The following is a 25,742-nucleotide window of genomic DNA, read 5'->3' as shown; positions in this document are numbered from 1 at the left end:
AAGGCCGTACATTACCCGCAGGGCGGTGCAATTCCGGTCAGTGCCGCCCATCGACCCACCCGCCCGGCAAGGAAATTTCGATGAACGCAGCGCGCATTGCAGGCATTATTTTGATCGTGGCCGGCCTGGCTGGATTTTTCACTGGCGGATTCAGTTTCACCCAGGACACGACCGCCGCCAAAATCGGCCCCATGGAACTGACCGTCACCGAAAAGAAGGCGGTGAACATTCCCCAGTGGCTGAGCCTGGGCGCCATTGTCCTGGGTGCCATCGTGCTGGTGATGGGATCGCGCAAGTCCTGAAGCCGATGGTGCCAGGCTGGTCGACTTGAATTGGATTCCCTCACACCCGCCAGGCCGGCAGTTCCCAGTTGCGCCACAGCGCCACGAGGCGCAATCCGGCCGTGGTGACCACGCAGGCCACCAGCGCCATCCAGCCCGGCGCGTCCAGCAGCCAGAGCCCTGCGTAAACCCAGCCGCCGGCAAAGGCGCAGACGGCATAGGGCCGGTGGTCACGGAAGGCCGTGGGCACTTCGTTGCAGACCATGTCGCGCAGCACGCCGCCGAACACGCCGGTGATCACGCCCAGCAGCACGGCCACCAGCAGCGGCATCCCGTCAACCAGCGCCAGGTGAACGCCGGTGGCCGCGAACAGCCCCAGCCCCAGCGCATCGGGCCACTGAATGGCCTTTTCGGTCACCTCGAAATGCTGCTGGCGCAAGAACAGCATGGCCAGCACGCACAGCGCCATCACGCCCCAGAGTAGTTCCACATGCTGGACCCAGAAAAAAGGCCGCCGGTCCAGCAGCAGGTCGCGCAGCGTGCCGCCGCCAAACGCCGTCAGGAAGGCGACCACGCAGACGCCGACGGCATCGAGCCGCTTGCGCGCCGCTTCCAGCAGGCCTGATACGGCAAAGGCGGTGGTGCCCGCCAGTTCGACCACCAGGCGCAGCGTTTCTCCCCAGGATTGAATGTCAACAAGCATGCGGCCATTGTCCCCGTGCCGGGCGCCGGCCATGGCCCAGGCCTTCATGGCGGTTAACATGGCGCAGTTTTTTTCTTCTTCTTCTACTTCCGCCTTGCCACACGGTTCGGACCAGAAAGACGTGCCGCCGTGGACTTTCCGCTGATCACCGACCCTTACTTCTACGCCGTCGCCGTGCCTGCGGTGCTGCTGCTGGGCATCAGCAAGAGCGGTTTTGGCGCCGGCTTTGGCTCGCTGGCCGTGCCGATGATGGCACTCGCCGTCACGGTGCCCGAGGCCGCCGCCATCCTGATGCCCTTGCTGCTGCTGATGGACCTGCTGGGCATCGCTGCGTTTCGCAAGGATTTCGACTTTGCGTTCCTGAAGTTCCTTGTGCCCTTCGGCCTGATGGGAACGGTGGCGGGCGCGCTGCTGTTCCGGGTGCTCGATGCGCACACGGTCGCGGCCATCGTCGGCGGTTTCACGCTGCTGTTCCTGGCGCAGCGCCTGCTGTTTCCGCCCCGGCCTGAGAGCCCGCCGCCGCCGAAATGGCTGGGCGCGCTGCTGACCGTGACCTCGGGCTTCACCAGCTTCGTCGCCCATGCCGGCGGTCCGCCGATCAGCGCGTATGTGATTCCGCTGCGCCTGAGCCCGGTCAGGTTCACCGCCACCATGGCGTTTTTCTTCTTTGTCATCAACCTGTCGAAATGGATTCCCTACGCCTGGCTTGGCTTGCTGGACTGGCGCAACATGGCGACCTCGCTGGTGCTGCTGCCGCTGGCACCCATCGGCGTGTGGGTGGGCGTTCGCATGGCCCGGACCATCAGCCCGCTCTGGTTTTACCGCATCCTGTACGGCGGCATGTTCCTGACGGGCGTCAAGCTGCTGTCGGACGGCTTGCTTTGATGCTATAAAATAAATAGCTGCTAATGCCCGTACTTACTGCGCAAGAGGGTTGTTTTATTCACATTTTCGGAGCAAATCGTCTTGCGCAGCCCGTCATCGTCCGCATTGTCCGGTTTGATAGATTCATGGGGCCAAGCGGGTCATGCATCGCGCAGCAGCCAGGTCCCAGCCTCCCCAGCCGCAGCTTTTGAAAAAGACCGGCCCGCTGGCACGGCGTGCGGCCTGGCCGGTCCAGGCAGCGGTGCCGCCGACCACATCGGCCAGCGTCGGCAGGGCTGCTACGTCGATGCCCGCTTGCAGCAGGTCGCCGGCTTCATGGTCGGCGTCGCGGGTATCGACCACGAGCGTGCCTTCTGCCGCCAGCCGGCGGCAAATCGCGGCATCCCACTCCACCATGGCCGGCGTGAAGGCGCCCACGGCAGCGACAAATGCGTCAAGCGCAGGCATGGCGCGCAAGGCCACCTGCTGCGCTGGCGTGGTGCTGACGACCAGCGGACAGTCGGCCAGCGCGGCGTCGGCGTCATCGACCCGGCGGGCGCGCAGGCCCAGTGCCTGGGCATGCCGCACCAAGGCATCGGCACTGGCCGGGTTGCGTGAAGCGACCCACACTTCCCGCAGGCCCAGCCCGGCGTGAAAGGCTTCCAGATGGGCGCGGCCCTGCACGCCCGCCCCGACGATCAGCAAGGGGCCGTCGGTACGCCTGGCCAGCTTTTGCGCAGCGAGCAGCGACACGGCCGCCGTGCGGCGCGCGGTCACCGTCGGCCCGTCCAGAATCGCCACCCGGCGGCCGGTGGCCACGTCGAACACCACGATGTCGCCCTGGATGCTGGGCAGGCCGCGCCCGGCGTTGTCCGGCGTGAAGGTGATGAGCTTGGTGATGGCGACGCGGGCATCGACCGCCGGCATGACAAACAGGCTGCCGCCGCCCGGCAGCGCCTGCACGATGCGCGCCGGAACGACCACCGCCGGGTCGCGCAACAAGGCTTCAATCTCCCGCGCCAGCGCCGGGTAGGGCAAGGCGCGTGCGGTGTCGGCGGCGCTCAGGACGCTAGGGGCAGGGTGGGTCATGGGCGAATCCTTCAGGTTTTGCATGACCGGCAGCGGCTGGCCGGAATGGTGTGAATGCTATATAAATAATAGCTGATTGCGCTGGCGTGTATTGCGCAAAACCCCTATTTGATCAATATTTCAGCCCTGCGCGTCTCTGGCCTGCTGCGCCAGCTGCTCGCGCTCCTGCTTCATCTGCGCTTCCAGCTGCATCCGTCCCTGTTTGGCAACGGCAATGAATTTTTCGCGGTTGTTGCGGTGCGGGTACATCTGCTCGAACAGCGCCAGGTTGTGCTGGCGGAACCGTTCGGCGGCCTGTTGCGCGGCCATCTGCGGCTGGCCCAGCAGTTCGAGCACGGTGCGGGCGCTGCGCAGGCTGGACTCGAACAGCTCGCGCTCGACGCGCATCACGCCCCGGTCGCGCAGCGCGTTCCAGTGCGGCACATCCCGCGCACGGGCAACGATTTGGAGCTGTGGAAAATTCTCCTTGACCATGTCGACGATCTTCAGCGACTGCTCCACGTCATCGACCGACAGCACCAGAATCTTTGCCTGCGCCGCGCCCGCCGTGCGCAGCAAATCGAGCCGGGTGGCGTCGCCGTAGAACACGCGGTAGCCGAAGGTGCGGATGGTCTCGATCATATCGGCGTCATGGTCAAGCACCGTGGCCGAAATGCCCTGCGCCAGCAGCATGCGGCCGACGATCTGGCCATAGCGGCCAAAGCCGGCAATGATGACCGGCGCCTCCTGCGGCTCCGAGATTTCCTCCAGCGTGGTTTTTTTTCCGTTGGCATAGCGCGGCAGCAGCAGCTTGTCGATGGCCACCAGCAGCAGCGGGCTGATGAGCATCGACAGCGCCACGGCGCCGATCAGCAGCGAGGCGGTTTCGGCTGAAAACACCCGGGCGCCGGCAGCGGCCTGGAACACCACGAAGGCAAATTCGCCGCCCTGCGCCAGCAGCAGCGCAAACACCGGCCGCTCCTGGTAGGGCAGTTTCATCGCATAAGCAAGTCCGTAGATGGCCAGCAGCTTCAGCCCCAGGAAGCCGGCCAGGATGGCGAGCATCTGCCCGGGGAATTTCCACAGCACGCCAAAGTCGATGCTCATGCCCACCGCAATGAAAAAAAGGCCGAGCAGCAAGGCCTTGAACGGCTCGATGTCGGTTTCCAGTTCGCGGCGGTATTCGCTTTCGGCCAGCAGCACGCCGGCCAGAAATGCGCCCAGCGCCATCGACAGGCCGACCAGTTGCATCAAGGCGGCAATGCCGACCACCAGCAGCAGCGACGCGGCGGTGAATATCTCGGGCGTGCCGCTGTTGGCGATCCAGCGCAGCACCGGGCGCAGCAGCAGCCGGCCGCCCAGAATGATGCCGCCGATGCTTGCTATGATTTTCAGAGCTTCAAATGCACGGCTGGTGTGCGTGATGGTTTCATTTCCTTCTCCAAGCGTGCCCAGGAGCGGCATCAGCGCCAGGATAGGGATGGCCGCCACGTCCTGGAACAGCAGGATCGAAAAGCCGGCCTGGCCGCTGGAGGTGCGCATCAGGTTGCGCTCGTTGATCGACTGCAGCGCAATCGCGGTCGAGGACAGCGCCAGCCCCAGGCCGGCGACCAGCGCGACCGGCCAGCCGATGCCAAATGCCATGGCGGTGCCGGTCAGCAGCGCGGCGCAGCTCAGCAACTGGGCGCTGCCCCAGCCAAAGATGGGCCGGCGCAGGTTCCACAGCCGCTGGGGCTCCAGCTCCAGGCCGATCAGGAAAAGCATCAGCACCACGCCGAACTCGGCGAAATGCAGGATGTCCTGCACATTGGTGACCAGCCCGAGCCCCCACGGGCCGATGGCGATGCCGGCGGCCAGGTAGCCGATGATCGAGCCCAGGCCGAGCTTTTTCGCCAGCGGCACGGCGACCACGGCGGCGGCGAGGTAGATAAAGCTGTTGATCAGCCAGTCGGGTGCGTGGTTCATTCAGGACTCGCGGGCGATGCCGTGCGGGCAAGCCGCCGGGGCTGGAGAAACGTCTCATGGGGTGCATGCATCCGGCAACGATAGCGGAAAAGCCGGGCGCCGCCCGCATCGGACGAGATTTTTACCGGCCGTGTTTTGGCGCCAGGGCTGTCGCCCAATCGACACCCGGCCTGTTTCCAATGCCGGCCATCCCGCTACAGTGCCATGATGAAAACCTTTCAAACCCTGCCAGATCTGGCGGCCTGCGTGGGCCAGGAAGTCGCCGTCAGCGACTGGATCACGATCACGCAGCAGCAGGTCAACCTGTTTGCCGAGGCCACAGGCGACCACCAGTGGATTCATGTCGATCCTGAAAAAGCCGCCGCCGGGCCGTTTGGCGCAACGATTGCCCACGGCTATCTGACGCTGTCGCTGCTGCCCCGGTTTTTCGAGTCGTCGATGGAAATTATCGAGTCCCGCATGGGCGTGAACTATGGCCTGAACAAGGTGCGTTTCATGGCGCCCGTGGTGGTTGGCAGCCGTCTGCGCGCACGCATGAAGCTGCTGAGCGCCCAGCCCATCGAGGCGGGCGGCCTGCAGATGGCGTGGGACGTGACGGTCGAGCGCGAAGGCGCGGCCAAGCCAGTGTGCGTGGCCGAAGCGCTGGTGCGGCGCTATCCGTGAAACCCGTGGGCTGAATCAGCCGGGCAGGGTGGTGCCGGCAAAGCCGTTTTGCCGCCAGGCCTCGAACACGGTGACGGCCACGGTGTTGGACAGGTTCAGGCTGCGCTGGCCGGGCAGCATCGGCACCTTCAGGCGCTGGCCCAGGCCAAACGACGCGCGCACTTCAGGCGCCAGCCCTTTGGTTTCAGAGCCGAACACCAGCCAGTCGCCCGGCAAGAAACGGGCGTTGTACATGTTGCCGGCGCCCTGCGTGGTCAGGGCGAACAGCCGCTCAAAGGGCGGCTGCTGGCTGGCCAGGAAAGCCGGCCAGCTGGCGTGGCGCAGCACCTGGGCGTACTCGTGGTAGTCAAGCCCGGCGCGGCGCATGTGCTTGTCGTCCATCGAAAAGCCCAGCGGCTCGACCAGGTGCAGCCGGCAGCCGGTGTTGGCCGCCAGGCGAATCACGTTGCCGGTGTTGGGCGGAATCTCGGGCTCGACCAGGACGATATTGAACATGAGGTGAAAAGGGGAATGGCCGCGCCTTGATGGCGAACCCATGGCGGTGCGGGACGCGGCGGTGAATGAAGCGGCGATTCTAGGCGGGCGCCGTGCGCGCCAGGACCAGCGCGGTGATGTGCGCCGCGCCGGCATCGCGCAGCGCCTGCGCCGCAGCAAAGAGCGATGCGCCGCTGGTCATCACATCGTCTACCAGCACCACGCGCCGGCCGGCCAGTTCGCCGGCGCGCAGCGGATCGACCTGGAAAGCGCCCCTGACGTTGGACAGCCGCGCTTCCCGCCCGAGCTGGCTTTGCGGACGCGTGTGCTTCAGCCGCAGCAGCAGCCGCGTATCGGCCCGGCCCCGGGTGCTGGACTGGCGGGCCAGGGCGCTGGCCAGTTCCCAGGCCTGGTTGAAGCCGCGCGTCTGCAGCCGCTCGGCCGACAGCGGCAGGGGAAGGAGCCAGTCCTGCGTGTCCAGCTCGCCCAGTGCCTGGGCCACGCCTGGCGTCTGCAGCAGCAGGCCGGCAAAAAAACCGGCCCAGCCGGGCTGCTCGCCAAACTTGTAGCGTGAAATCAGCGCCGACCAGGGATAGGCATAAGGCACGGCGGCCAGCGTGGTGTCCACGGGCGGGCGCTGGCGCATGCAGCTGGCGCAAAGACGCGGGGCCGCTGGCAGCTCGACCGGCAAGAGCGCGGGCAGGGGAAGTGCGCACACCGCGCAGCAGGGCTGGCCCGTCATGAATCGCGCCAGACAGGGCCGGCAGACCTGCGCTGCCGGCCAGCCGTGGCAGACGGCGCACTGGCTGACAAGACCCGGCAAGCGGGGCATGAATCGGCGAAGGGCGGACAGGGGTTGGCGCACCGTGTCAATATACTCGCCCGACCCCTTGTGCCACCATCGCCCCTCATGACCACCACCTCGCGCCCGCCCACGCTCGATCCCAACGCCGTCAGCCGCTGGCAGCGAACGGCACCCCTGACTTCTCCCTGGCTGCATGAGGAAGTCGCCAGCCGCATGCAGGGCCGGCTGGAGTGGATCAAGCTCAGGCCGCAGGCCTGGGCGCATTGGGGCGCCTTGCGCGGCGGACTGCAGGCGCATGCCGAACTGGCGAAAATCTATCCGGATTCAGCATGTTTTGTTGCTGAAGCGCAAGAAGGACGGGCGCAAGTAGCTATTAAAAATATAGCGAAACCCTGGTGGAGCCCGAGCCAGTGGCGCGCCGCGCCGGTGCATTTCGAGATGCCGCCGCCGGACAGCGTGGAGATGCTGTGGGCGAACATGGCGCTGCACGAATCGGCCGATCCGCAGGCGCTGCTCGCCCAGTGGCACCGCGCCTTGAAGGTCGATGGATTCCTGATGTTTTCATGCCTCGGACCCGATACCGCCAGGGAGTTGCGTTCGCTGTACGCCCGCCTGGGCTGGCCACCGGCCGGCCATGAACTGACCGACATGCACGACTGGGGCGACATGCTGGTGCAAACCGGCTTTGCCGAGCCGGTGATGGACATGGAGCGCATCACGCTGACGTATGAAACGCCCGAGCGATTGCTGCAGGAGCTTGGCGAGCTTGGCCGCAATTTCCATCCGGCCCGCTTTCCCGGCTTGCGGGGCAGGGCGTGGAAGGCAAAACTGGCGCAAGAACTGGCGACGCAGCTGACCGGCAGCGACGGCCGGCTGTCGCTGACGTTCGAGGTCATTTATGGGCATGCGCTGAAGGCCAGGCCAAAATTCAAGGTGAGCGCGCTCAGTTCCGTGTCGGTCGAGGACATGCGCAGGATGCTGCAGAGCGGTTCGGGCGCACCGGGTTGAGCGGCCTGTCCCCAGCGGGGCAACCCTCCTGTTGCATTATGTTTAAGGTCTTTGCGGTTTTCCCTAGGAAGGATTGCGAGAGTTTCTGTTTAAATTCGTGAACTTGCGGCCAGCCTGAACTGCTTTTGGCCATGTTTGGGTTTGTTTGCTTCCCCTGTTTTTTCCACGCTGCATGCTGTTTTCGTGAGGGTTGTCACATGTTGCAATCACCCCCGGCTTTTCAATTTGCCACCTTATCTGCCAACCATGTTCCTTCCCAAGGCTCGGTCGTGCTGTGGCGTCTGAAGCGGCACAGCCTGATCTCGCCGGCGCAGCTCGGATGGTTTTACCTGTCGCTTTGCCTTGCCTGCCTTGGCGTGGCGGCTTTTTTGTCGTCGCAGAATGCGTCGGTCGTCATGACGTTTGCCTTGCTGGCCATTGGCACTGCATTTGTTGTTTATTCGCGTCACGCGGGCGACACTGAAAAAATTGTTTTGCAGGACGGGCAACTGGTGATTGAACTTGAAACCGCTGGCCGGACCGAGCGCGCCGCGTTCAATCGGGAATGGGTTCGCATCGAGCCCAAGAATGAAGACGGTTCACTGATCGAGGTGTCGGGCCAGGGCCGGTCGGTGCGGGTAGGCCGCCATGTGCGGCCCGAGTTGCGGCCCCTGCTGGCCCGCGAAATACGCTTTGCCTTGCGTACCTGCTGACCCGCAGCCAGGATGTTCCTGCCTGATTTTCGATTTTGGAGTTTTGACCTGTCGCAAACTTTATAATGACCGGTTAATTCAATCAGTAATTGAAGCAGAAAAAAAGTGATCACGATGAACCTGAGCAACACCATGAGCAAATTGACACGGCTTGGCTTTGAGCATGCAGGCTCGGCAGGCGTCTTTGCAGCAGCCTGGCTGAGCACTGCTGCCCATGCCGTCAACGATCTGCCTGGCGGCCCGGCGGTCAATCAGCTCAATCTTCATCCTGCGGTCACCCGCATTGCTGCGGAGCAGCACTGGCTCCACTGGTTCATGATGATCATCTGCGTGCTGATCTTCGTGGCTGTTTTCGGGGTGATGTTCTATTCCATCCTGAAGCACCGCAAATCGGTCGGCCACAAGGCGGCCAATTTCCATGAGTCGACCGTTGTCGAGATTGCCTGGACCATCGTTCCTTTCGTCATCGTCATCGGCATGGCGCTGCCTGCCACCAAGGTGCTGGTTGCCCAGAAAGACACCACCAGCGCCGACCTGACCATCAAGGCGACCGGTATCCAGTGGAAATGGGGCTACGACTACATCAAGGGCGAGGGCGAAGGCATCGGCTTTGTCTCGACGCTCGATACCGCCCAGCGCCAGATGTCCAACAACGGCGGACCCAAGGCCGGTGAAACAGCGCCCGACAACTACCTGCTCAAGGTGGACAACCCGCTGGTCGTTCCCGTCAACAAGAAAATCCGCATCATCACCACGGCCAACGACGTGATTCATGCGTTTGCCGTGCCGGCCTTCGGCATCAAGCAGGATGCGATTCCTGGCTTTGTGCGCGACACCTGGTTCCGCGCCGAAAAGATTGGCGACTTCTATGGCCAATGCCAGGAACTCTGCGGCAAGGAACATGCCTACATGCCCATCCATGTCAAGGTGGTGTCCGCCCAGGATTACTCCGCATGGGTTGCCGTCAAGGCGAAAGAGGCTGCCGCCCTGGCCGATGACCCGTCCAAAGTCTGGACGCTGGTGGACCTCAAGGCCCGTGGTGAAAAGGTTTACGCCGCCAACTGCGCTGCATGCCACCAGGCCAACGGCAAGGGTGCCGGCCCCATCAAGCCGCTGGACGGATCGGCCATCGTGCTGGATGCCGACCACAACAAGCAAATCCAGATCCTTTTGAACGGTGCTGCCGGTGGCGCCATGCCTTCCTGGAAAGCGCTGAGCGATACCGACCTGGCTGCCGTGGCAAGCTACACCAAGAACAACTGGTCCAACCAGACCGGGCATATCGTCCAGCCCGCCGAGGTGCTGGCCGCACGCAAGTAAATCATCCGATTCTGATAAATGACGGGCTGCCGAGCGATTCGCTTTCAGCCTTAAAAGACAAAGCTACAGGCACAAGCCACCAAAGGAAGCCAAGATGAGTGCAGTTCTAGACCACCCCGATCACGCGCATGATGCCCACGATCACCATGCCCCGACGGGCTGGCGCCGCTGGGTGTTCGCCACCAACCACAAGGACATTGGCACGCTCTACCTGCTGTTCAGCTTCACGATGCTGATGCTCGGCGGCGTTCTGGCGCTCCTGATCCGCGCCGAACTGTTCCAGCCGGGCCTGCAACTGGTCAACCCCGAACTGTTCAACCAGCTCACGACCATGCACGGCCTGATCATGGTGTTTGGCGCCATCATGCCGGCGTTCGTCGGCTTTGCGAACTGGATGATCCCGCTGCAGATTGGCGCCTCGGACATGGCGTTTGCGCGCATGAACAACTTCAGCTTCTGGCTGATGATTCCGGCGGCATTGATGCTCAGCACGTCCTTCCTCCTTCCGGGCGGCGCGATGGCCGGCGGCTGGACGATGTATGCCCCGCTGTCGCTGCAGATGGGGCCAGCGATGGATGCCGGCATCTTCGCGATTCACCTGCTGGGCGCTTCGTCCATCATGGGTTCGATCAACATCATCGTGACCATCCTGAACATGCGCGCGCCCGGCATGACCCTGATGAAAATGCCGATGTTCTGCTGGACCTGGCTGATCACGGCTTACCTGCTCATCGCCGTGATGCCGGTCCTTGCTGGCGCCATCACCATGACGCTGACCGACCGCCACTTCGGCACCAGTTTCTTCAATCCGGGCGGCGGCGGCGACCCGGTGATGTTCCAGCACATCTTCTGGTTCTTCGGCCACCCCGAGGTCTACATCATGATCTTGCCGGCCTTTGGCATCATCAGCCAGATCATTCCGGCGTTTTCACGCAAGCGCCTGTTCGGCTACGCATCGATGGTGTATGCCACCGGCTCGATCGCCATCCTGAGCTTCGTCGTCTGGGCGCACCACATGTTCACCACCGGCATGCCGGTCACCGGCCAGCTGTTCTTCATGTACTCGACGATGCTGATCGCGGTGCCAACCGGCGTGAAGGTGTTCAACTGGATCGCCACGATGTGGAAGGGTTCAATGACGTTCGAGACGCCGATGCTGTTTGCGGTCGGCTTCATCTTCGTGTTCACCATTGGCGGCCTGACCGGCGTGATCCTGGCGGTGGCGCCGATTGACACCCAGCTGCAGGATACCTATTACGTGGTGGCCCACTTCCACTATGTGCTGGTGGCAGGATCGCTTTATGCCATGTTTGCCGGCTACTACTACTGGAGCCCGAAGTGGACCGGCGTGATGTACAGCGAAACCCGTGGCCAGATCCATTTCTGGTGGTCGCTGATCTCGTTCAACGTCACATTTTTCCCGATGCACTTCCTGGGCCTGGCCGGCATGCCGCGCCGTTATGCCGACTACCCGATGCAGTTCGCCGACTTCAACGCGATTGCCAGCGTCGGCGCCTTCTTCTTTGGTTTCGCACAGGTGTATTTCTTCTTTTTCGTCGTGCTGCCGGCCATGCGCGGCAAGGGCGTGCCAGCCAAGCAGAATCCCTGGCTGGACGAAGGCGGCAAGGGTGCCGAGGGCCTGGAATGGGAAGTTCCGTCGCCTGCGCCTTTCCATACCTTTGAAACACCGCCCAAGCTCGATGCCACCGCAACCCGCGTGATTGCCTGAACTTGATGACCCATCCTATGAAGCCTGACCAGAAAAAAAGCAACCTTCGCCTTGCCCTGATCCTGGCATCGGTCGTTGTCGTGTTCTTTTTTGGTTTCATGGCCAAGATGATTTTTCTGGGCCGTTGAGCCGGACAAGTTCCCCGTTCTGACAATTCCCGATGCTCAAGCGCGAAAACTTCAACATGTTAGGCAAGCTGGGCGTGATCGTGCTTGGCATGTTCTGCTTCGGCTATGCGCTGGTGCCGATCTACAAGGCCATTTGCGAGATGACCGGCATCAACGTGCTGGCCTTGGGCGATCGGCAGATTCCCGGTGCAACGGCCACGCTGCCGGCCAATACGCAGGTTGACCGAAGCCGGACCATCACGGTCGAGTTCGATGCCAACTCGCGCGGCCCCTGGCATTTCAAGCCAGCCCAAAGTTCGGTGCAGGTCCATCCCGGGGAATTGACGACTGTCATGTATGAGTTCCAGAACGTGCAGAACCGCACCATGTCGGCCCAGGCCATTCCCAGCTATGCGCCAGCGCAGGCGGGCTCGCACTTCAACAAGTTGGAATGCTTTTGCTTTAGCCAGTACACCTTGGCCCCTGGCGAGAAAAAGCAGTGGCCGGTTGCCTTTGTGATTGATCCGAAGCTGTCCAGGGATGTGAAAACCATCACGCTCTCCTACACCTTCTTCGAGGTAGGCGGCAAGACACCGGCCGTTCCGGATGACTCCAAAGCGGCAGGTGCCTGAAGGTGGCACAAAAGCCTCCGCGCAAGCCCTCGCTTTGGCGAACCGTCAAGGCCGTTGCCTGGTCGTTCGTTGGCTTGCGGGCCAGAGGCGACTATGAAGAAGATGTCAAAAACCTGAGCCCGCTTCACATCATTGCTGTCGGGCTGGTTGGTATTTTTGTATTTGTGGCAGTTTTGGTGCTGCTGGTGAACTGGGCGGTTGCGCGCTAGACACCACGGTTAGTTAAAAGATCAGTGAAAATTCGAGAGAAAAAACAGGAGTCGAGCGATGTCAGCAGCAACCCATGGGGCAACCCCTTACTATTTTGTGCCCGGACCTTCGCGGCACCCGGTCATGTCCGCCATCGGCCTGTTTTTTGTGATCCTCGGCGCCAGCCAGTGGATCAACGGCGCCGGCTGGGGGGCGTGGTGCCTAGCTTTTGGCATGCTGTTCTGGCTGGGTACCCTGTTCCAGTGGTTTCGTGACTCGATCGCCGAAAGCGAAGGCGGCCTTTACGGCCACAGGATCGATTTGTCTTACCGCTGGAGCATGAGCTGGTTCATTTTTTCCGAGGTAATGTTTTTTGGTGCTTTTTTCACCGCACTCTGGTGGGCCCGCGCGCATTCGGTTCCCGCCCTCGGAAGCCTGGACAACGCCTTGCTCTGGCCTGACTTCAAGGCGGTCTGGCCCAGCCTGGCTGCCGTTGGGGCCACCGCATCGCCTGCCGGCATCATCGAGCCCTTTTCCACCGTTGGGCCGTTCTGGCTGCCGACGATCAACACGGCATTGCTGCTGAGTTCCGGCGTGACCCTGACGATCGCCCACCACGCACTGCGTGAAAACCACCGGGGCCGCACGATTGCCTTCATGTGGCTGACGGTGCTGCTCGGAATCATCTTCCTGTGCGTTCAGGGCTACGAATACTTCCATGCCTATTCGGATCTCAACCTGAAGCTTACTTCCGGCATCTATGGCTCAACCTTTTACATGCTGACCGGCTTTCACGGCTTTCATGTGCTGGTCGGCATGCTGATGCTGCTGTTCATCACGCTGCGTTTGCAAAAAGGGCATTTCACCGCCGACAAGCACTTTGGCTTTGAAGGCGCTGCCTGGTACTGGCACTTTGTGGACGTGGTGTGGCTGGGTCTTTATATACTGGTGTACTGGCTGTAACGTGCCTGGCGGTTTAACCGGCCGCCATGTTTCCCTGAGTCCCATCAAAAAGGCCGCTTGACGCGGCCTTTTTTATTGACCTGTCTTATTATTTCCCCGCCGGGATGCCGGTTGGCTGGATATAGCCCATCTTCCATGAAATCAGAATGCAGACAAAGAGCAATATCGAAAAGCCGACGCGAAACGCCAGCGCCCGTGCCATGTTGCTGGTCTTGCGTTTGCCATCCGTGCCGTCTTTCATCATGAAGAAAAGGGCGGCGCCCAGGCTGGCGAGAATGGCGATGAATGCCAGTGCAACAAGATAATTCATGAACCCAATTATCAGCCCATGACTTCTGCCTTGCATTCCCGCCATTTCTGGATTCTCACGCTGGCGGCACTGCTGGTCGCGGGGGGCACCTTTTCGCTGGGACAGTGGCAATTGCGCCGTGCCGCCCAAAAGGAGGCCGTCCAGGCCGCGATTGTTGACAAAAATAGCCTTTCTACGCTTGATGCGCGGTCATTGTCTGCTACTAAAAACATAGCTGATGAAGTTTACCGGCAGGCTGTGTTCCAGGGTACCTGGCAAGCGACGCATACGGTGTACCTTGACAACCGCCCGATGAGCGGGCGCAGCGGCTTTTGGGTAGTGACGCCCTTGACGCTGCAAGGCACCGGCCAGGTGATTCTGGTGCAGCGCGGCTGGGCTCCGCGGGATTTTTCTGACCGTTCCCGCCTGCCACCCGTGCTCACACCCGCAGGCGTGGTCACGGTCCAGGGCCGGATTGCCCCGCCACCTTCCAAGCTTTATGAGTTCAAGGGCGTCGATGCGGGGCCGATACGGCAAAATCTTGACTTGGCCGCTTTCCGGCTTGAGACCGGTTTGCCGCTGATCGAACAGGTTTCCCTGCTGCAGACCGGTGCGCCCAGCGAGGGCCTGCTGCGTGAATGGGCAGCGCCCAACCTGGGGGTCGACAAGCACTATGGCTATGCCTTCCAATGGTTTGGCCTGTGCCTGCTGGTGGTCATCCTGTATGTCTGGTATCAGATCATTCTTCCTTTTCGTGCTTCCCTGCGCGCCCAGCGCTGCGATTAACTGGCCCCAAGTACCGTGACAAAAGATTCCTCTGACGCTTCCGCCCTGCAATCCGCTTTCACCGCCCAGGATCAGCCGCTGGGCCTGACCGTTCATGCCATGCCGGCGATCAACTCGTCCGGCGTGCGTTCGGCCGATACCCGCTCGGGCCGCTGGAAAATGATTCTTGTCCTGCTGGTCTGCGCCAGCCCGGTCGTGGCGTCCTATTTCATGTACTACGTGGTCAGGCCCGAGGGTCGCCGCAACTTTGGCGAGTTGATCAACCCGCAGCGTCCCTTGCCGGCCCTGGCCACGCGGACGCTGGACGGCAATGCCGGCACGCTGACGGCGCTGAAAGACCAGTGGCTGCTGCTGAGCGTTGCCGGCGGTGCCTGCGACACGCGATGCGAGCAGAACCTGTATTTCCAGCGTCAGCTGCGCGAATCGCTGGGCCGGGAAAAGGATCGGCTGGACCGCGTCTGGCTGGTGGATGACGACATCCCGGTACGTCCGGCTCTGCTGCCAGCCCTGGCGGCTGCCACCGTGCTGCGCGTGCAGCCCGGCGATCTGGCGCAGTGGCTGGCAGCAGAGCCGGGCAAACGCGTGCAGGACCATCTTTACCTGGTCGATCCGCTGGGCAACCTGATGATGCGTTTTCCCGCCGACATGGATGCCGAGGCCGCTGCCAAGGCCAAGCGCGACCTGGACCGCCTGCTGCGCGCATCCAGCAGTTGGGACAAGGAAGGCCGGTAGATGGCCCCCACGCTTGTCGCTTCGCGTACTGCGCTGCCCCCCGAGGGGGCTGCTGCGCCTGCGGCCCGGCTGAGCCGGTTCCGCGGCCCCTGCTGGTGTGGAACCCCATCACGCTTGGCGATGTGCGACGCTGGGGGTGCTGCTGCGTCCGTGGCTTGGCGAAGACAGTGGTACGGACCCTGCACTTCCAACACTTCATTAAGCGCGGCAACGTCCGCCTCTTTTTAGACATGGACACGCAAGACCTTTACAACCTCAGCCCGGCCCTGCGACTGATGATCATGGGCCTGGTGGTGGCGCTTGGGCCGCTGGCCTGGGTCTGGGCGCGCAACAAGCATGCGCCGGTGGCCCAGCGGCTGCGCGTGCTGACGCTGGTCACGCTGTTCCTGACCTTTGACCTGGTGATCTTTGGTGCCTTTACCCGGTTGACCGATTCCGGCTTGGGCTGCCCGGACTGGCCTGGCTGCTATGGCAGCGCCAGCCCGGTTGGCGCGCAACTGCATATTGAAGCCGCCCAGAGCGCGATGCCCACCGGCCCGGTCACGCATTCCAAGGCCTGGATCGAAATGATCCACCGCTACCTGGCCACCGGCGTCGGCGTGCTGATCCTGACGCTGACGCTGGTCACCTGGATGGCGCGCCGCGAGCAGCAGCGCAGCGCAGGAATTTCAAACCCGGCATCCATCCTTTCACCGTGGTGGCCCACCGCCACGCTGGTCTGGGTCTGCCTGCAAGGCGCTTTTGGCGCGCTCACGGTGACAATGAAGCTGTTTCCGGCCATCGTGACGATGCACCTGCTGGGCGGACTGGTGCTGCTGGCCTTGCTGCGCGCGCAGTCGGTGCGTTATGCCCAGGTGCATGAACAAGCCAAGCCAAGCCTTCTGAGCCCTGCCAACCGGCGCTTCGTGCTGGCCGCCTTTGCCCTGCTGTGGCTGCAGATCGCGCTGGGCGGCTGGGTCAGCACCAATTACGCCGTGCTGGCCTGCACCGATTTTCCGGCCTGCCAGGGGTCATTCTGGCCATCGATGGATTTCCGCCAGGGGTTCACGCTGTGGCGCGAACTGGGCGCAGGGCATGAGGGCGGCTACATCAGCTTTCAGGCGCTGACGGCCATCCACTATGTCCATCGACTGGCGGCCTACGCGGTGTTTGCCGTGCTGATGCTCCTCGCGCTGCACCTGCACAGGCTGCCGGCGTTTCGCCTTCAGGCGCGCTGGCTGGCCGGCCTGACCCTGTTGCAGGTGGCCACCGGATTGAGCAATGTAGTGCTAGGCTGGCCGCTGCTGGCGGCCGTCGGCCACACAGGTGGTGCCGCGGCGCTGGTGGTGGTCCTGACCGGCATTGTTTTTTCCAGCCAGAAATCGCCTGTGCCGGTGCGTGTCCCTTCCTTGAATGCTTCGAGAATGTCTGCATGAATTCCCCTCATCCTTCCGCCGCCACGTCGTCCGCCGTCCGTGCCCCATCCCGTTTCAGTCAGTTCTACGCGCTGACCAAGCCGCGCGTGGTGCAACTCATCGTGTTTTGCGCGCTGATCGGCATGGTGCTGGCGGTGCCTGGGCTTCCGACTTGGCCCGATGTCCAGCTGGCGCTGGTTGCCTGCGCCGGCATCTGGCTGGTCGCCGGCGCGGCAGCAGCTTTCAACTGCCTGGTAGAGCAGCAGATCGATGCCAAGATGCGGCGCACCGCCTGGCGTCCGACCGCCCGGGGCCAGCTGAGCAACCCGCTGACGCTGGCGTTTTCCGCCGGTCTGTGCGCGCTCGGCTCGTGGATTTTGTTTGTATGGGTCAATCCGCTCACCATGTGGCTGACCTTTGCGACCTTTGTCGGCTATGCCGTGGTGTACACCGTCATCCTCAAGCCGCTGACGCCGCAGAACATCGTCATTGGCGGCGCCTCGGGCGCCATGCCGCCGGTGCTGGGCTGGGCCGCCATGACCGGGTCAGTCGGCCCCGAAGCGTTGATCCTGTTCCTGATCATTTTCCTGTGGACGCCGCCGCATTTCTGGGCGCTGGCCCTTTACCGCGTCGAAGACTACCGCAAGGCCGGCCTGCCGATGCTGCCAGTCACGCATGGCAACGAATTCACCCGGCTGCAGATTTTTCTCTACACGCTGGTGCTGTTCGCCGCCTGCCTGATGCCTTTCATCTTCAAGATGAGCAGCTGGCTCTACCTGGTGGCCGCCGTGGTGCTGAGCATTGGCTTTAGCGGCTATGCCTGGATGCTCTGGCGCAACTATTCCGATGCGCTGGCACGCAGGACCTTCCGTTTTTCGCTGATCCACCTGTCCGCCCTGTTTGCAGCCTTGCTGCTGGACCACTACCTGTTATGAAAACCACCTTGCCCATGTCCTCTGGAAGAAGGCGGACGCTGACAACCCTCTCAAGCCTTGCGGCGCTGACGCTGACTTCCGCCTGGCTGACGGGTTGCACACCCGACAAGCCCCAGTTCAAGAGCATCGACCTGACCGGCGCCGACTATGCGCAGGATTTTTCCCTGCCGGACCACAACGGCCAGTTGCGCACCGTCAAGGATTTCGCCGGCAAGGTCGTGGTGGTGTTTTTCGGCTTTACCCAGTGTCCCGACGTGTGTCCGACCTCGATGGCCGAACTGGCCGAGGTCAAGCGGCTGCTGGGGCTTGACGGCGACAAGCTCCAGGCGATTTTCATCACGGTGGACCCGGAACGCGACACGCCCGAGCTGCTCAAGGCCTACATGGGCAATTTCGACCCCGGTTTCCTGGCGCTTCGGCCGACGCCCGAGCAACTTCCCCAAGTCGCCAAGGACTTCAAGATCTATTACAAGAAAGTCGGCGGCAAGACCAAGGGCAGCTACACCATGGACCATTCGGCAGGCAGCTATATTTATGACCCGAAAGGCCGCGTCCGGCTGTACAACCGCTACGGCTCGGGTGCCGAAGTCCTTGCATCCGATATCCGCCTGCTGATAAAGACCAGTTGAAAAAAAGCCTGCCACTTTTCAGTGCAGGCTTTCAATCAGTCAGACGCAAGGCCGGAATCCGCCGGCCTGCGCGCTCAGGCGTAGGTTGCGAGGACTTTTTTCATTTTCTTCATCGCCGCCACCTCGATCTGGCGGATGCGCTCGGCGCTGACCTTGTATTCTGCGGCCAGGTCGTGCAGCGTCATGCCGCCTGAACCGTCGTCGTTCACATTGAGCCAGCGCTCCTCGACAATGCGGCGAGCGCGCGGGTCGAGTTCTTCCAGCGCGGTGCTCAGGCCGCCGGTCATCAGGTCATCACGCTCGCGCGATTCGATGAGGGCCGTGGGCTCCTGCGCGCTGTCGGCCAGGTAGGCGATAGGACCGAAGGCGTCGTCGCCATCGTCGCTCGGACCCGGGTCCAGCAGGACATCGCCGCCCGACATGCGCTGCTCCATCTCGATGACTTCCTCGCGCTTGACATTGAGCGTCTGCGCCATGGAATCGATCTGGCCCTCGGTCAGCGTGTCGCGGTGCGTGGCGACATCGGCGTCGTCCTTGAAGCCCTGCTTCATCGAGCGCAGGTTGAAGAACAGCTTGCGCTGTGCCTTGGTGGTGGCCACCTTGACCATGCGCCAGTTCTTCAGGATGTACTCGTGGATCTCGGCCTTGATCCAGTGCATGGCGTAGCTCACCAGGCGCACGTTCTGCTCGGGGTCAAAGCGCTTGACCGCCTTCATCAGGCCAATATTGCCTTCCTGGATCAGGTCGCCGTGGGGCAGGCCATAGCCCAGGTACTTGCGCGAGATCGACACCACCAGCCGCAGGTGCGAAAGCACCAGCTTCCCGGCCGAATCCAGATCATTGTTTTCCTTGAGCTTTTTCGAAAACTCCTGCTCCTGCTCCAGCGTGAGCATGGGCAGGCGGTTCACCGCCGAAATATAGGCATCAAGATTGCCCAACGGAGGCACCATCGACCAAGGATTCAGCGCGGCCACGGCGTTGGCCGACTGGGCAGGCGCGGCCGCGGAAGACATCATCGACTTGGGGGAAAGGGCATAAGACATTGCAAACTCCTTTTCACTAACGCTAAATATTAGCACTCCACTACAGAGAGTGCTAGATAACCTGTTCAATGGGATCAATAGCCAAAGGCTAATCAGTGTTAACCCTGCCTATAAGACAAAGCTTGCATCAATAGGTTCAGAAGATTTGGTTTCGGGCTTGTAAAGGCGCGGGGCCTGCCATGACCCTGGTGGAAGGAATCCAGCCAATGACTTGTAGATTATTTTCGCAAAATTACAATGAAAAATACACTTTGCGCAATGGCCATATGCGTTTTCAGCTATCTAAACCATAGCGAGTATATGAACTTGGCGCCGCGAATGAGGCCGGTTTTCAGGGCTCGCGCCGCTCGTCCCGGAGTTCGCGCGCTTCGACATCGATCACCTGGCCGGATGCTGCCCTGGGTGAAGGCTGGCGGGAGGGACTGCCTGTCCACATGCCCTGCTGCGAGAATTTCCGGAAGCGGGCAAAAGCCATGAGCGGTGCGGATTTGCGGCCGGTGATCAGGGATTTGAGCAGGCTCAGGGCAAACACCGTCAGCGCGACCAAGAGCAGTCCGACGGCCAGCACGGCTGCCGACAAGGCGAAAACCAGTTTCAAAATAAAACGAAAAATCTGACTCAGAGGGCTGTTCACGCGGGCAATCCTTTAAAAACCGCAGATGGCGACGATTTTCCGGTTTTCAATGCCCGCACGGGGCGGTGGCCGGCATGACCCCGACACATCAGCCTAGCAGGGCCTGGGCAAATTCGCGGGCATTGAAGGTTTCGAGGTCTTCGAGCTTTTCTCCGACGCCAATGAAATATACCGCCACCGGCCGCAGGCCCGGCGACGCCTTGGCGCGTTCGCGCGCCCACAGCGCGATGGCCGCCAGCACGCCGCCCTTGGCTGTTCCGTCGAGCTTGGTCACGACCAGGCCGGTCAGCTGCAGCGTGTCGTCAAAAGCCTTGACCTGCGCCAGCGCATTCTGGCCGGTGTTGCCGTCGATCACCAGCAGCACTTCATGCGGCGCGGTGGCGTCGGCCTTTTGCACCACGCGCTTGATCTTGCGCAGCTCTTCCATCAGGTGCAGCTGCGTCGGCAGCCGGCCGGCGGTGTCGACCAGCACCACGTCCTTGCCGCGCGCCTTGCCGGCAGTGACTGCGTCAAAGCTGACGGCTGCCGGGTCGCCGTTTTCCTGGCTGACAATCTCGACCGTGTTGCGGTCGGCCCAGACGCTGAGCTGCTCGCGCGCCGCCGCGCGGAAGGTGTCGGCCGCCGCCAGCAGCACCGACGCGCCTTCATTGGCCAGGTGGCGCGTGAGCTTGCCGATCGAGGTGGTCTTGCCCGCGCCGTTGACGCCAGTCACCATGATCACGGTGGGCATGAATTCGCCAATCACCAGCGGCCGCTCCAGCGGCTTGAGCAGCACGGTGATGGATTCGATCAGCGCATTCCGGACCGCCACCGGATGCGTCATGCCGCCTTCCTTGACGCGGCGCCTGACATCGGCCAGCAGGTGTTCCGTCGCGCTGACGCCGGTGTCGGCCATCAGCAGCGCGGTTTCCAGGTCTTCGTAGAGCTGCTCGTCGATCTGGCTGCCGGTGAAGACGGTCGAGATGCTGGAGCCGGTCTTGCGCAGGCCTTGCTGCAGCTTGCTGAACCAGCGCTGGCGCTCGGGTGCCACGGCCAGCGCGAGCGCCTCTGGAATGTCGATCGGCGTGACCAGTGCGCTGCCGATCATCGAGCCGCCGTTGCCGGCAGGCCACTTCACCTGGGCTGGCGCGGATGCCGGTGCTGAGCGGGCAGTGGGCGTGCCTGGGGCGGCGGACGCGTCACCGGATTCGGGCTGGGTTACCTGCGCGGGCACCTCGGCAGGCGGGGGCGGCGGGGCGGGGCGTAATTTTTTTTTGAAGAAACTGAACATTGCTTGATCTTGTAGAGTCCACCATTCTATGAAACACCTCAAGCAGATGGGCGTCAAGCCCCCACTATTGTTTTTCCGGCGTCCGACGGGCGGTTTTTCAAGGCTGCTGCTGTCGGCCGCGCTGATCGCCGGCCCCGGCCAGGTGGCCCTTGCCCAGGCGCCCGCGCCGGTCGAGCAGTTCCAGCTGGCCAACGGCTTGACGGTCATCGTCAAGCCCGACCACCGGGCGCCGACGGTGGCGCACATGCTCTGGGTGCGGGTCGGCGCCATGGACGAGGTCGATGGCACGTCGGGCGTCGCCCATGTGCTCGAACACATGATGTTCAAGGGCACGCCGACCGTCAAGGCGGGCGAGTTCTCCCGGCGCGTGGCGGCGCTGGGCGGCCAGGAGAATGCCTTCACCAGCAGCGACAGCACCGGCTATTACCAGCAGATTCCGGCCGGTAAGCTCGAAGACGTGATGCGCCTGGAGGCTGACCGTTTTGGCCACAGCCAGTGGCTAGATGATGAGTTCAGGCGCGAGATCGAGGTGGTCAAGGAGGAGCGCCGGATGCGCACCGAGGAGTCGCCCCGCGCGATGCTGCATGAGCAGGCCAGCGCCATCACCTTTCTGGCGTCGCCGTACCGGCGCCCAATCGTCGGCTGGATGAGCGACCTGGACGCCATGACGCCGGGCGACGTGCGCAGCTTCTACCTACGCTGGTACGTTCCGGCCAACGCCGCCCTGGTGGTGGCCGGCGATGTCAACGTGGCGCAGGTCCGGAAGCTGGCCGAGAAATACTATGGCGCCATTGCCAAGCGCCCCGTGCCCGAGCGCAAGCCGCGCACCGAGCCCGAGCAGGCGGGCCTGCGCCGCATCGACCTCAAGGCGCCCGCCAGCCAGGCGTATGTGAGCATGGCGTTCAAGGTGCCCAAGGTGCAGCCGGCCGACCTGGCAGCGCTAGGTGCCGCATCGCCCACCGCCGCCGCCAGCCGCGAGGCGCTGGCGCTGACGGTGCTGTCGGCCGTGCTCGACGGCTACAGCGGCGCAAGGCTGGAGCGCGCGCTGGTGCAGGGGCAGGGCGAGAAGGGCGGACGCGTGGCCGACAGCGCCGGCGCTTCCAGCGGCCTGATGGGCCGGGGGCCGCAGCTGTTCACGCTCGACGGCGTGCCCGCCGATGGCAAAACCACGCAGCAGGTGGCCGACGCCTTGCGCCAGCAGGTCGCCGTGGTGGCGCGTGACGGCGTCAGCGAAGCCGAACTCCAGCGCGTCAAGACGCAGTGGGTGGCCAGCGAGACCTACAAGCTCGACTCGGTGTTCAGCCAGGCGCGCGAACTCGGCTCCAACTGGGTGCAGGGCCTGCCGCTCGATGCCAGCACGCGCCTGATTGCCCAGCTGCGCACGGTGACGGCGCCAGAGGTGCAGGCCGTGGCCGGCAAATACTTCGGCGACGACCAGATGACCGTGTCCACCCTGCTGCCGCAGCCCCTGGACCCGAACCGCAAGCCGCGCCCCGCCAGCACACCGGCCAGCGGTGGCCGGCATTGAGCGGCTTCCCGAACCGAAAGAATGTTTTCATCATGATTGCTACTAAAAAAATAGCTGCTCGCGCCATAGCAGTGTGCGTAACAGGCCTTTTTGTTCATATTTCGGCGCAGGCGGTGATTCCCGTCCAGCACTGGACGCAGGCCAGTGGCGCGAAGGTCTATCTGGTCGAAAGCCCGGCCATTGCCATGGTTGATGTGCAAATAGATTTTGACGCCGGCAGCCGGCGCGACCCGCCCGCACAGGCCGGGCTGGCAAGCATGACGGCAAACATGCTCGAAAAAGGAGTAAGGGCTTCCCCTATGCACCAGCAGGGGCCGCAGGACCGGCTCAGCCAGATTGCAGGCGCAGCGGCCCCCTCGGGGGGCAGCGCAGTACGCGAAGCGACAAGCGTGGGGGCACCAGCCTTGGACGAAAACGCGCTCGGCGAAGCCTGGGCCGACCTGGGCGGCCAGTTCGGGGCCAGCGCGTCATCCGACCGCATGAGCTTTTCGCTGCGCTCGCTGACCGACCCGGCGCTGCTCGACCAGGCCGTGGCGCTGGCGGCGCGCCAGATCGCCGAACCGTCCTATCCCGACGCGGTCTGGCAGCGCGAACGCCAGCGCCTGCAGGCCGCGCTCAAGGAGTCCTACACACGCCCGGCCAGCGTGGTGGGCAGGGCCTATTCAAAGGCCGTTTATGGCCAGCATCCTTATGGCTTTGAAATGACCGAAGCGACGCTGGCGGCCATCAGCGTCGCGGACCTGCAGGCCGCGCATGCCGCAGGCGTCGTCGCCTGCCGCGCGCGCATCAGCATGGTCGGTGCCGTCACGCGTGTACAGGCCGATGCGATGGCCGCGCGGCTGCTGTCGCGCCTGCCTTCGGTGCCCTGCGCCAGCCTGCCGCCGCTGCCGGCCGTGCCCGATGTGGCGCCGCTCGCGCAGGCGGAGGAAAAAGCCATTCCCTTTGATTCGGCGCAGGCGCATGTGCTGATCGGCCAGCCCGGCTTCAGGCGCGCCGACCCCGACTACTTCCCGCTGACGGTCGGCAACTACATCCTGGGCGGCGGCGGTTTTGTCTCGCGCCTGACGAATGAAGTGCGCGAAAAGCGCGGACTGACCTACGGCATTTCCAGCTCGTTCTCGCCGGGCCTGCATGCCGGCAGCTTCACCGTCGGCCTGCAGACCCGGCCCGACCAGGCGGCGCAGGCGTTGCAGATCGCGCGCCAGGTGGTGGGTGATTTTGTCGCCAGCGGCCCGAGCGAAGCGGAACTGAAGGCCGCCAAGGACAACCTGGTCGGCGGCTTTGCGCTGCGCATCGACAGCAACCGCAAGCTGCTGGGCAACCTGGCCGGCATCGCCTGGAACGATCTGCCGCTCGACTACCTCGACACCTGGACGCAGCAGGTGAATAAAGTCACCGTGGCCGACATCAAGGCGGCTTTTGCGCGCAAGCTGCAGCCCGACAAAATGGTGACTGTTATTCTCGGAGCCGCAAAATGAAATACACACCCAAACCCATCGCCCCCGAGACTGCGCCCAAGCCTTCGGCCAAGGCCAACACCGTCAAGCCCAAGGGCACCGCCCACCTCAAGCCGTCCGGCGAAATCCGCATCATCGGCGGACAGTACCGGCGCAGCAAGCTGACCGTGCCAAACCATTCCGGCCTGCGCCCCACGCCCGACCGCGTGCGCGAAACCCTGTTCAACTGGCTCGGCCAGGACCTGACCGGCTGGCGCTGCGCCGACGTGTTCGCCGGCACCGGCGTGCTCGGCTTCGAGGCCGCCTCGCGCGGCGCCGCCGATGTGCTGCTGTGCGAGCAGGACCCTGGGCTGGTCGTGCAGCTCAAGGCCGTGCAGGCCAGGCTCAAGGCCGACGCGGTGCGCATTGAGCGCGGCGACGGCCTGAGCGCGCTCAAGCGGCTGGACGCCGGCAGCATGCAGCTGGTGCTGATCGATCCGCCTTTCGACTCGAACGTGTTCGAGCCGGCGCTCAAGGCGGCTGCCCAGGCCATCAGCCCGACCGGCCTGGTGTACCTGGAAGCGCCACGCGCCTGGCAGGACGACGAATTGCAGGCGCTGGGGCTCAAGGTCCACCGCAGCGCCAAGGCCGGCGCGGTGCATTTTCATTTGCTGGCCAAAAACGATCTGCCGGCAGAGCCCCTGCCGGCCTGAGCCGGGTCGGGTGCAAGCGCCTCAAGCGGCCGCACGGCCCGCAGGGTTGCACCCGGTGCCGGGGAGGCCCAGGCGGGGGGCAAGGGCATAATTCGGCCCATGTCTACCCCCCGCATTGCTGTTTATTCCGGCACTTTTGATCCGTTCACCCTCGGCCATGGCGACGTGGTGCGCCGCGCCGCCGGGCTGTTTGACCAACTGGTCATCGCGGTGGCCGTTGCCCATCACAAAAAGACACTATTTTCACTGGATGCGCGCGTCCAGCAAGTGCGAGACGCTACTGAAAGCATAGCGGGCATCCGGGTGCTGCCGTTTGACGGCCTGATCATGGATTTCTGCGCCGCGCAAGACGCCTGCGCTGTGGTGCGCGGCATCCGCAACCTTACCGACTTCGACTACGAAGCCCAGATGGCCGCGATGAACCGCAAGCTGCGGCCGCAGGTCGAAACCGTGTTTCTGCTGCCCGAGGCAAAGCTGGCCTGCATCAGCAGCACGCTGGTGCGCGAGATCAGCAAGCTCGGCGGCGATGTCGGCCTGATGGTGAGTCCGTCCGTTGCGGCTGCGCTGGCATCTGTTCACGCGAAACAGGGAGATTGATTCCATGGCCCTCTTGATCACCGACGAATGCATCAACTGCGACGTGTGCGAGCCCGAATGCCCGAACGAGGCGATTTTCCTGGGCGCCGAGATCTACGAGATCGACCCGAACAAATGCACCGAATGCGTCGGCCACTTCGACGAGCCGCAGTGCGTGCAGGTCTGCCCGGTAGCCTGCATCCCGGTCGATCCGCAGCGCCGCGAAAGCCAGGAAACGCTGTGGGAGAAATACCACCGTCTGCAAGCCGTCATTCCGGTCGTTCCGGTGCGCTGATGCCGCCGGCGCTCATTTG

At 63.3% G+C, this 25,742-nt stretch carries 30 protein-coding genes; 21 read left to right on the top strand and 9 right to left on the bottom strand.

Annotation, left to right across the window (positions count from 1 at the left end):
• Positions 1-80 precede the first annotated feature (80 nt).
• Positions 81-302, top strand: a complete 222-nt coding sequence (locus EC86_RS0112130; RefSeq protein WP_029525891.1) for a hypothetical protein — start codon at positions 81-83, stop codon at positions 300-302.
• Positions 303-342: 40 nt separating this feature from the next.
• Here EC86_RS0112130 and EC86_RS0112125 read toward each other — a convergent pair whose 3' ends face one another.
• Positions 343-984 carry a trimeric intracellular cation channel family protein gene (locus EC86_RS0112125; protein ID WP_029525890.1) on the bottom strand — a complete coding sequence of 214 codons (642 nt, stop codon included), beginning with the start codon at positions 982-984 and terminating at the stop codon, positions 343-345.
• A gap of 129 nt (positions 985-1,113) precedes the next feature.
• On the opposite strand from EC86_RS0112125, the gene EC86_RS0112120 reads away from it, so the two are divergent.
• Complete coding sequence (locus tag EC86_RS0112120; RefSeq protein WP_029525889.1) at positions 1,114-1,869, top strand: sulfite exporter TauE/SafE family protein; 756 nt, start codon at positions 1,114-1,116, stop codon at positions 1,867-1,869.
• Between the two features lie 123 nt (positions 1,870-1,992).
• Here EC86_RS0112120 and EC86_RS0112115 read toward each other — a convergent pair whose 3' ends face one another.
• Positions 1,993-2,937 (bottom strand): delta(1)-pyrroline-2-carboxylate reductase family protein, encoded by a 945-nt coding sequence (locus EC86_RS0112115; RefSeq protein WP_029525888.1) that lies wholly within the window; start codon positions 2,935-2,937, stop codon positions 1,993-1,995.
• A gap of 120 nt (positions 2,938-3,057) precedes the next feature.
• Complete coding sequence (kefC, locus tag EC86_RS0112110; RefSeq protein ID WP_029525887.1) at positions 3,058-4,881, bottom strand: glutathione-regulated potassium-efflux system protein KefC; 1,824 nt, start codon at positions 4,879-4,881, stop codon at positions 3,058-3,060.
• A 207-nt stretch (positions 4,882-5,088) separates the two neighbouring features.
• Between kefC and EC86_RS0112105 the strand changes: the two genes are divergently transcribed.
• Positions 5,089-5,544, top strand: coding sequence for a MaoC family dehydratase (locus tag EC86_RS0112105; RefSeq protein WP_029525886.1), 456 nt, complete (start codon positions 5,089-5,091; stop codon positions 5,542-5,544).
• A gap of 15 nt (positions 5,545-5,559) precedes the next feature.
• Here EC86_RS0112105 and EC86_RS0112100 read toward each other — a convergent pair whose 3' ends face one another.
• Positions 5,560-6,039, bottom strand: a complete 480-nt coding sequence (locus tag EC86_RS0112100) for a tRNA (cytidine(34)-2'-O)-methyltransferase (RefSeq protein WP_029525885.1) — start codon at positions 6,037-6,039, stop codon at positions 5,560-5,562.
• A gap of 79 nt (positions 6,040-6,118) precedes the next feature.
• Positions 6,119-6,850, bottom strand: a complete 732-nt coding sequence (locus EC86_RS0112095) for a ComF family protein (protein ID WP_051675871.1) — start codon at positions 6,848-6,850, stop codon at positions 6,119-6,121.
• 78 nt (positions 6,851-6,928) lie between these two features.
• Here EC86_RS0112095 and EC86_RS0112090 point away from each other — a divergent pair, with 78 nt between their 5' ends.
• The 8 genes from EC86_RS0112090 to EC86_RS0112055 all read left to right on the top strand — a co-directional run bounded on the left by EC86_RS0112090 (position 6,929) and on the right by EC86_RS0112055 (position 13,463).
• A complete protein-coding gene (locus EC86_RS0112090) occupies positions 6,929-7,831 on the top strand; it encodes a methyltransferase domain-containing protein (RefSeq protein WP_029525883.1) in 903 nt (300 codons plus the stop codon).
• A gap of 197 nt (positions 7,832-8,028) precedes the next feature.
• The gene (locus EC86_RS0112085) at positions 8,029-8,523 is read left to right on the top strand and encodes a DUF2244 domain-containing protein (RefSeq protein WP_029525882.1); all 495 of its coding nucleotides are present in this window, start codon (positions 8,029-8,031) and stop codon (positions 8,521-8,523) included.
• A 132-nt stretch (positions 8,524-8,655) separates the two neighbouring features.
• Complete coding sequence (gene coxB / locus EC86_RS0112080) at positions 8,656-9,843, top strand: cytochrome c oxidase subunit II (protein WP_051676158.1); 1,188 nt, start codon at positions 8,656-8,658, stop codon at positions 9,841-9,843.
• 94 nt (positions 9,844-9,937) lie between these two features.
• Positions 9,938-11,572, top strand: coding sequence for a cytochrome c oxidase subunit I (gene ctaD, locus EC86_RS0112075; protein WP_029525880.1), 1,635 nt, complete (start codon positions 9,938-9,940; stop codon positions 11,570-11,572).
• A gap of 17 nt (positions 11,573-11,589) precedes the next feature.
• Positions 11,590-11,700, top strand: coding sequence for a cytochrome oxidase small assembly protein (locus EC86_RS29905; RefSeq protein WP_232229875.1), 111 nt, complete (start codon positions 11,590-11,592; stop codon positions 11,698-11,700).
• A gap of 32 nt (positions 11,701-11,732) precedes the next feature.
• Complete coding sequence (locus EC86_RS0112065; RefSeq protein WP_029525879.1) at positions 11,733-12,311, top strand: cytochrome c oxidase assembly protein; 579 nt, start codon at positions 11,733-11,735, stop codon at positions 12,309-12,311.
• Positions 12,308-12,520, top strand: coding sequence for a DUF2970 domain-containing protein (locus tag EC86_RS0112060; protein ID WP_029525878.1), 213 nt, complete (start codon positions 12,308-12,310; stop codon positions 12,518-12,520). Before EC86_RS0112065 ends, EC86_RS0112060 begins: the two co-directional genes overlap by 4 nt.
• A gap of 58 nt (positions 12,521-12,578) precedes the next feature.
• Entirely contained in the window at positions 12,579-13,463 is an 885-nt protein-coding gene (locus EC86_RS0112055) for a cytochrome c oxidase subunit 3 (protein WP_029525877.1), read from the top strand.
• An 88-nt stretch (positions 13,464-13,551) separates the two neighbouring features.
• On the opposite strand, the gene EC86_RS0112050 is transcribed toward EC86_RS0112055, so the two are convergent.
• Complete coding sequence (locus tag EC86_RS0112050) at positions 13,552-13,773, bottom strand: twin transmembrane helix small protein (RefSeq protein ID WP_029525876.1); 222 nt, start codon at positions 13,771-13,773, stop codon at positions 13,552-13,554.
• 18 nt (positions 13,774-13,791) lie between these two features.
• On the opposite strand from EC86_RS0112050, the gene EC86_RS0112045 reads away from it, so the two are divergent.
• The 5 genes from EC86_RS0112045 (at position 13,792) to EC86_RS0112025 (ending at position 18,228) form a co-directional block, all read left to right on the top strand.
• Positions 13,792-14,538 (top strand): SURF1 family protein, encoded by a 747-nt coding sequence (locus EC86_RS0112045; protein ID WP_029525875.1) that lies wholly within the window; start codon positions 13,792-13,794, stop codon positions 14,536-14,538.
• Between the two features lie 99 nt (positions 14,539-14,637).
• The gene (locus EC86_RS0112040) at positions 14,638-15,270 is read left to right on the top strand and encodes a hypothetical protein (RefSeq protein ID WP_051676157.1); all 633 of its coding nucleotides are present in this window, start codon (positions 14,638-14,640) and stop codon (positions 15,268-15,270) included.
• Positions 15,271-15,500: 230 nt separating this feature from the next.
• A complete protein-coding gene (locus EC86_RS0112035; protein ID WP_029525873.1) occupies positions 15,501-16,685 on the top strand; it encodes a COX15/CtaA family protein in 1,185 nt (394 codons plus the stop codon).
• Entirely contained in the window at positions 16,682-17,599 is a 918-nt protein-coding gene (cyoE, locus tag EC86_RS0112030) for a heme o synthase (RefSeq protein WP_029525872.1), read from the top strand. The genes EC86_RS0112035 and cyoE overlap by 4 nt, the downstream gene beginning before the upstream one ends.
• A gap of 14 nt (positions 17,600-17,613) precedes the next feature.
• Positions 17,614-18,228: an SCO family protein gene (locus EC86_RS0112025; protein WP_036773147.1), complete on the top strand. Its 615-nt coding sequence runs from the start codon at positions 17,614-17,616 to the stop codon at positions 18,226-18,228.
• Positions 18,229-18,302: 74 nt separating this feature from the next.
• On the opposite strand, the gene rpoH is transcribed toward EC86_RS0112025, so the two are convergent.
• The 3 genes from rpoH to ftsY all read right to left on the bottom strand — a co-directional run bounded on the left by rpoH (position 18,303) and on the right by ftsY (position 21,175).
• Positions 18,303-19,241: an RNA polymerase sigma factor RpoH gene (rpoH, locus tag EC86_RS0112020; RefSeq protein WP_029525870.1), complete on the bottom strand. Its 939-nt coding sequence runs from the start codon at positions 19,239-19,241 to the stop codon at positions 18,303-18,305.
• Between the two features lie 361 nt (positions 19,242-19,602).
• Positions 19,603-19,905 (bottom strand): hypothetical protein, encoded by a 303-nt coding sequence (locus EC86_RS0112015; RefSeq protein WP_232229874.1) that lies wholly within the window; start codon positions 19,903-19,905, stop codon positions 19,603-19,605.
• Between the two features lie 88 nt (positions 19,906-19,993).
• Positions 19,994-21,175 (bottom strand): signal recognition particle-docking protein FtsY, encoded by a 1,182-nt coding sequence (gene ftsY / locus EC86_RS0112010; RefSeq protein ID WP_029525868.1) that lies wholly within the window; start codon positions 21,173-21,175, stop codon positions 19,994-19,996.
• Between the two features lie 28 nt (positions 21,176-21,203).
• Here ftsY and EC86_RS0112005 point away from each other — a divergent pair, with 28 nt between their 5' ends.
• The 5 genes from EC86_RS0112005 to EC86_RS0111985 all read left to right on the top strand — a co-directional run bounded on the left by EC86_RS0112005 (position 21,204) and on the right by EC86_RS0111985 (position 25,723).
• A complete protein-coding gene (locus EC86_RS0112005; RefSeq protein WP_036772151.1) occupies positions 21,204-22,703 on the top strand; it encodes a M16 family metallopeptidase in 1,500 nt (499 codons plus the stop codon).
• 32 nt (positions 22,704-22,735) lie between these two features.
• The gene (locus EC86_RS0112000; RefSeq protein WP_029525866.1) at positions 22,736-24,181 is read left to right on the top strand and encodes a M16 family metallopeptidase; all 1,446 of its coding nucleotides are present in this window, start codon (positions 22,736-22,738) and stop codon (positions 24,179-24,181) included.
• Complete coding sequence (gene rsmD, locus EC86_RS0111995; protein ID WP_029525865.1) at positions 24,178-24,852, top strand: 16S rRNA (guanine(966)-N(2))-methyltransferase RsmD; 675 nt, start codon at positions 24,178-24,180, stop codon at positions 24,850-24,852. The genes EC86_RS0112000 and rsmD overlap by 4 nt, the downstream gene beginning before the upstream one ends.
• Before the next feature lie 99 nt (positions 24,853-24,951).
• Positions 24,952-25,449, top strand: coding sequence for a pantetheine-phosphate adenylyltransferase (gene coaD, locus EC86_RS0111990; RefSeq protein WP_029525864.1), 498 nt, complete (start codon positions 24,952-24,954; stop codon positions 25,447-25,449).
• 4 nt (positions 25,450-25,453) lie between these two features.
• Positions 25,454-25,723, top strand: coding sequence for a YfhL family 4Fe-4S dicluster ferredoxin (locus tag EC86_RS0111985; protein ID WP_029525863.1), 270 nt, complete (start codon positions 25,454-25,456; stop codon positions 25,721-25,723).
• The last annotated feature ends 19 nt before the right edge of the window (positions 25,724-25,742 follow it).

It is taken from the genome of Polaromonas glacialis (genome assembly GCF_000709345.1).
Taxonomy (GTDB): domain Bacteria; phylum Pseudomonadota; class Gammaproteobacteria; order Burkholderiales; family Burkholderiaceae_C; genus Polaromonas; species Polaromonas glacialis.
Note: the sequence above shows the minus strand (reverse complement) of the source record. Positions and strands in the feature narration are given on the sequence as shown.

What these genes read in the sequence shown, in the direction of transcription:
- rsmD (WP_029525865.1), top strand. Translation starts at nt 24,178, where the DNA reads ATGAAATACACACCCAAACCCATCGCCCCCGAGACTGCGCCCAAGCCT.
- ftsY (WP_029525868.1), bottom strand. Translation starts at nt 21,175, where the DNA reads ATGTTCAGTTTCTTCAAAAAAAAATTACGCCCCGCCCCGCCGCCCCCG.
- EC86_RS0112005 (WP_036772151.1), top strand. Translation starts at nt 21,204, where the DNA reads ATGAAACACCTCAAGCAGATGGGCGTCAAGCCCCCACTATTGTTTTTC.
- rpoH (WP_029525870.1), bottom strand. Translation starts at nt 19,241, where the DNA reads ATGTCTTCCGCGGCCGCGCCTGCCCAGTCGGCCAACGCCGTGGCCGCG.
- EC86_RS0112095 (WP_051675871.1), bottom strand. Translation starts at nt 6,850, where the DNA reads ATGCCCCGCTTGCCGGGTCTTGTCAGCCAGTGCGCCGTCTGCCACGGC.
- EC86_RS0112035 (WP_029525873.1), top strand. Translation starts at nt 15,501, where the DNA reads ATGGACACGCAAGACCTTTACAACCTCAGCCCGGCCCTGCGACTGATG.
- EC86_RS0112125 (WP_029525890.1), bottom strand. Translation starts at nt 984, where the DNA reads ATGCTTGTTGACATTCAATCCTGGGGAGAAACGCTGCGCCTGGTGGTC.
- EC86_RS0112065 (WP_029525879.1), top strand. Translation starts at nt 11,733, where the DNA reads ATGCTCAAGCGCGAAAACTTCAACATGTTAGGCAAGCTGGGCGTGATC.
- EC86_RS0112000 (WP_029525866.1), top strand. Translation starts at nt 22,736, where the DNA reads ATGATTGCTACTAAAAAAATAGCTGCTCGCGCCATAGCAGTGTGCGTA.
- EC86_RS0112085 (WP_029525882.1), top strand. Translation starts at nt 8,029, where the DNA reads ATGTTGCAATCACCCCCGGCTTTTCAATTTGCCACCTTATCTGCCAAC.
- EC86_RS0112105 (WP_029525886.1), top strand. Translation starts at nt 5,089, where the DNA reads ATGAAAACCTTTCAAACCCTGCCAGATCTGGCGGCCTGCGTGGGCCAG.
- EC86_RS0112045 (WP_029525875.1), top strand. Translation starts at nt 13,792, where the DNA reads ATGACTTCTGCCTTGCATTCCCGCCATTTCTGGATTCTCACGCTGGCG.
- EC86_RS0112050 (WP_029525876.1), bottom strand. Translation starts at nt 13,773, where the DNA reads ATGAATTATCTTGTTGCACTGGCATTCATCGCCATTCTCGCCAGCCTG.
- cyoE (WP_029525872.1), top strand. Translation starts at nt 16,682, where the DNA reads ATGAATTCCCCTCATCCTTCCGCCGCCACGTCGTCCGCCGTCCGTGCC.
- EC86_RS0112100 (WP_029525885.1), bottom strand. Translation starts at nt 6,039, where the DNA reads ATGTTCAATATCGTCCTGGTCGAGCCCGAGATTCCGCCCAACACCGGC.
- EC86_RS0112115 (WP_029525888.1), bottom strand. Translation starts at nt 2,937, where the DNA reads ATGACCCACCCTGCCCCTAGCGTCCTGAGCGCCGCCGACACCGCACGC.
- EC86_RS0112025 (WP_036773147.1), top strand. Translation starts at nt 17,614, where the DNA reads ATGTCCTCTGGAAGAAGGCGGACGCTGACAACCCTCTCAAGCCTTGCG.
- EC86_RS29905 (WP_232229875.1), top strand. Translation starts at nt 11,590, where the DNA reads ATGAAGCCTGACCAGAAAAAAAGCAACCTTCGCCTTGCCCTGATCCTG.
- EC86_RS0112130 (WP_029525891.1), top strand. Translation starts at nt 81, where the DNA reads ATGAACGCAGCGCGCATTGCAGGCATTATTTTGATCGTGGCCGGCCTG.
- EC86_RS0112040 (WP_051676157.1), top strand. Translation starts at nt 14,638, where the DNA reads ATGCCGGCGATCAACTCGTCCGGCGTGCGTTCGGCCGATACCCGCTCG.
- coxB (WP_051676158.1), top strand. Translation starts at nt 8,656, where the DNA reads ATGAGCAAATTGACACGGCTTGGCTTTGAGCATGCAGGCTCGGCAGGC.
- EC86_RS0111985 (WP_029525863.1), top strand. Translation starts at nt 25,454, where the DNA reads ATGGCCCTCTTGATCACCGACGAATGCATCAACTGCGACGTGTGCGAG.
- kefC (WP_029525887.1), bottom strand. Translation starts at nt 4,881, where the DNA reads ATGAACCACGCACCCGACTGGCTGATCAACAGCTTTATCTACCTCGCC.
- EC86_RS0112055 (WP_029525877.1), top strand. Translation starts at nt 12,579, where the DNA reads ATGTCAGCAGCAACCCATGGGGCAACCCCTTACTATTTTGTGCCCGGA.
- coaD (WP_029525864.1), top strand. Translation starts at nt 24,952, where the DNA reads ATGTCTACCCCCCGCATTGCTGTTTATTCCGGCACTTTTGATCCGTTC.
- EC86_RS0112090 (WP_029525883.1), top strand. Translation starts at nt 6,929, where the DNA reads ATGACCACCACCTCGCGCCCGCCCACGCTCGATCCCAACGCCGTCAGC.
- ctaD (WP_029525880.1), top strand. Translation starts at nt 9,938, where the DNA reads ATGAGTGCAGTTCTAGACCACCCCGATCACGCGCATGATGCCCACGAT.